The sequence below is a fragment of the Aminobacter sp. GW821-FHT11F06 genome, from assembly GCF_058808215.1.
The window spans coordinates 1-3,586 of record NZ_JBXARL010000023.1; the positions used below are offsets into that span (position 1 = coordinate 1).

The window sequence follows — 3,586 nt, forward strand, 5'->3', positions numbered from 1 at the left end:
AAAACAAATCACCCATCAGACCCTCCGTGGAGAACCTGAATCACAGATCAATCCAAATTAACAGGTCCTGACCCTAGCTCGTCGACCTGCTCAAGTGCAGACCGCCAACGTTCGCTCCCGGCAGCAATCTTAATTTCCTGAACGAGCAGCGAATTCGTAGTCGTCTGTGACTATCGCGGTTTCGAGGTTCGCGGTCGACGCGAGGCGCATTCCAGCCGCCTTCACGCTCAACGCCATAGCTCGCTCGAGAGCATGAGCAAATGTGCCGTCAACTTGACCGGCTTCAGCCTCGAATTCCTCATCATCGAAATTGAGGCTCAGAAGCGGATCCAATGCCTGCACTCGTGCTACAAACATTGTTCCAGCGACAAAGGGTTGCCCACGAATCTCGGATTCGCTTAGCGCCAGACGTTTACCCAGCGAGAAAACCCGTGCCTCATTGGAACCTATGTAGGTCGACATAGGCACGCAATGCCCGTCAGGACCGACCATGCCAAGCTTTGGGTCGGTGACAAATGCGGCGAGAGTCTTCTCCAGAGCAGCGCCGTCAAGCAATTTGTTGGTCATGTCGCTGCGCCACCGGTCACCATCCCCTCGATGCAATGATTTCTTCGTGTGGACTTTAACCACGAAGTCAAACTGTTCGGCGCGAAGTTCCGGGTATATTCTTAGGAAAGGGCGAACGTCACGCCCTCTGTTTTCCTGAGCCGACAATAAGAAATTACGCCCAGAGTTTCTAAGGGACTCACGTACGGCATTTTCATTTTGAGTGGATGTCGTAACAAAAAGCTTATATCTCTCAGGAAGCTCTTTCACCACCTTCAATATATCAGAAAAAACATCCAGATGGAAAGCATGAATTACTATCGCAACCCTTGCCGAACTCACCGCTTTCGCAATTCGAATTGCTTCAAGCCATGCGTATCCGTAGCGCAAGTCCGGTTCGAGGTAAGCCCCCTCAGCCCACTCATTCCAAGCATTGATAAAAACAAGACGCTCGTCAACGTTCCTTGCGGACGCACGCGATATGGCACTGCAAAGCCAGCGGCCAAAGAGCGCCGGCGTTGAGCCGCAGAAAATATGACCGTCGTTGGGGCGACGAGCGCTGTTGTCCCATCCAGGCATAACACCGGGGTGCACCACACCTGAAAAAACGGTCTTCGCCAACTCGCTTTCCACCAAGGACGGGTAGGAATAAATGCGGCCACCGGATCGAGTTGTTGCGACCGTAAGTTCGTGTATTTCGTCAGGTTGCGTTTGATGTGGCGGAAATTCCGAGAGCGCATCGAAACCCAACTCGGAATAATTGTCTGCCGCAAATGAGTTCGTAGCAACTAGGTACAGCCCTGGATAGCCCATTTTTACAGCTTCGTTGCGCCACCGTGCAATTGTGGCTTTCACGTCAGGAAGCACTCCCGGACGATAGACAGTTAGGACAGGCCTGCCACCCACTTTCATGTACCGCCGATCTTGGAAGTAGCGATCAAGATAACGAATGAAGGCAATATCGTCTTCTGGTGAATGCTTTTGCGCGATTAGCAATTCGTTATTGCCACCATCCCAACGTCGCGACCAATTTTCGTTGGCCCAGCATAGCGAGAACTCAAGATCGAGCTCTTCGTTTCCAAGAAAATGGTCGACCGGCATTTCAAGAAGGCGCTTGCCGCCGAACCAATAGAAGTGGAAGCAAAAAGCCGAAATCCCGTATTGTCTTGCCAGTTCGACTTGGCGCTGCATAACGCCTGGCACGCGCAGGTCATAGTATCCAAGCTCGCCTGGAAGGCGCGGCTGGTAGTGCCCTTGGAAAACCGGGAATGCACGCGCGACATTGCGCCACTCCGTGAACCCTTTACCCCACCACTCATCGTTCTCAGGGATAGGGTGAAACTGAGGCAAGTAATAGGCGACAAGCTTGACACCGTTTGGGTCAGGGACGACCTGTTGCCGTGTTGCAGCAACGTATTCTTCGAACGCCACAGGAGCTACGGCATTACGAACATAGTCCCGGAACAAGAGTCCATCCACGTCCCCATACCGAGCTAGGGCGTTCGATTTTTCGTGCGAAGCGGTCGGCGAATAGGGGTTTAGCCTGCGCTCGCGGAGGGCACGTCGAGCCTGGCCCGAAAGTGGGTGGCGAATGATTGCTTTGATGTTCCCAATCGCCCTTGATTTCCGCCTTACCTGCGACGGATGGCTCGGCGACCCTGACAGCTTTGCTTGCCGGTAATCCTTACGCCTTTGAGAGGATGACGGATAGCGCCAAATGGCAGCTATATTAAGGGCAAGTGACGAGTATCTGATGCGACGTAGCGCGCGGCCAATTTTGCGAAAAGGCGAAGTAATGCGCCACGCCCAGTTGCGTTCCATCTCGCCAATGCGCATGGCGCAAGACGAAAGCTCCCGATCACGTTCGGCAACCACGTCCTTTAATTTGGCGACCTCATGCGCCGCCTTAGCGAGGCCCTTTTCCGCATCGGCCATCTGTCGCTCATTAGTTCGCGCCGCTTCTCGCTGAATGTCCTCGCACAGCTTTCCTAAGTAGTTCTCATTGAACAGCAGGCTGCTTTTGACTATGGGAAGCTTTGCGTTTGCCGCCACTGCCACGAAATAGTGCGTGGATGGAACCCCTTCCGACAATTGGAACGCGCGCCCGTCCTGACTTTCATAGCCAACCATTGCCGCGGGAGCTTCGTCAACCGCCAACACAGAACCGTGGATCGCCCGTTGGTTAAGAATGATGACGTTAGAAAACCTTTCGCCAAGGGCGGACAAAAACTGCTCACGATCCAGTTCGCGCACATGGAATGGATTGTGATGATCGTTCTGCTCGGTATAGACGGTCCGATTAGGAGAAGAGATAACCAGAATACCACCAGGCCGCAGAACACGGGTAATCTCCGCTAAAAAAGCCTCGTGTCCGTCAAAGTGCTCGATCGTTTCAAAGCTCGTGACGACATCGAAACTTGCGTCGTCGAAAGGAAGCTTTGTCGCGTCGGCTGCGACAAAGCGCACGGCGGGAGTTCCATATGTTCGGTCAGCGTAGGCTATAGTGTCGGCATCAATGTCGACTCCGACGACTTCTGCAGCAACCTGAGAGATAAGATTGCATCCGTAGCCTTCGCCGCAAGCAACATCGAGAACACTCAAGCCCCTGCAAAAATCTAAGGCAAACAGATAGCGATGATAATGCTCATTCTGTATAACGCCAGTTATGCTAGAGACATATCGCTCACCAGTAGCCTCCAATTGTTCACTGGGGCTTGGGAAGGTAAAATTGTATCTATTAAGATTTTTATTCTTAAAAACCGTCATATTATTTTCCGATATTGGCCGTACTACATTGCATATTTATTGGCACGCATCGGCTTCGGGATGCCGCAGCTTGAGGGTCGTGATTAACACACTTCTCTTTGCTCGCGCCAAATACTTCCACGACCAAAGCCCGGACCCTGTCCTTCCATTCGCCGGCGCGGTAGCCGAAATCGCTGGCGAAGGCGTCGGAATTCAGTTCCGAATTCGCCGGACGCGCCGCCTTGGCCGGCCATTGCTCGCTGCCGACCGGTTCGACCACAGCCGTTGGCCCGCC

At 53.2% G+C, this 3,586-nt stretch carries 2 protein-coding genes; both read right to left on the bottom strand.

All coding sequences use genetic code 11. The annotated features are described in order from the left end of the window. Nucleotides 1-129: 129 nt before the first annotated feature. Complete coding sequence (locus AC1RTB_RS26395; RefSeq protein ID WP_492882228.1) at nt 130-3,312, bottom strand: glycoside hydrolase family 99-like domain-containing protein; 3,183 nt, start codon at nt 3,310-3,312, stop codon at nt 130-132. 1 nt (nt 3,313) lies between these two features. Beyond that, the coding region (locus AC1RTB_RS26400) for a sugar nucleotide-binding protein (protein ID WP_492882227.1) at nt 3,314-3,586 on the bottom strand (273 nt) is incomplete at its 5' end.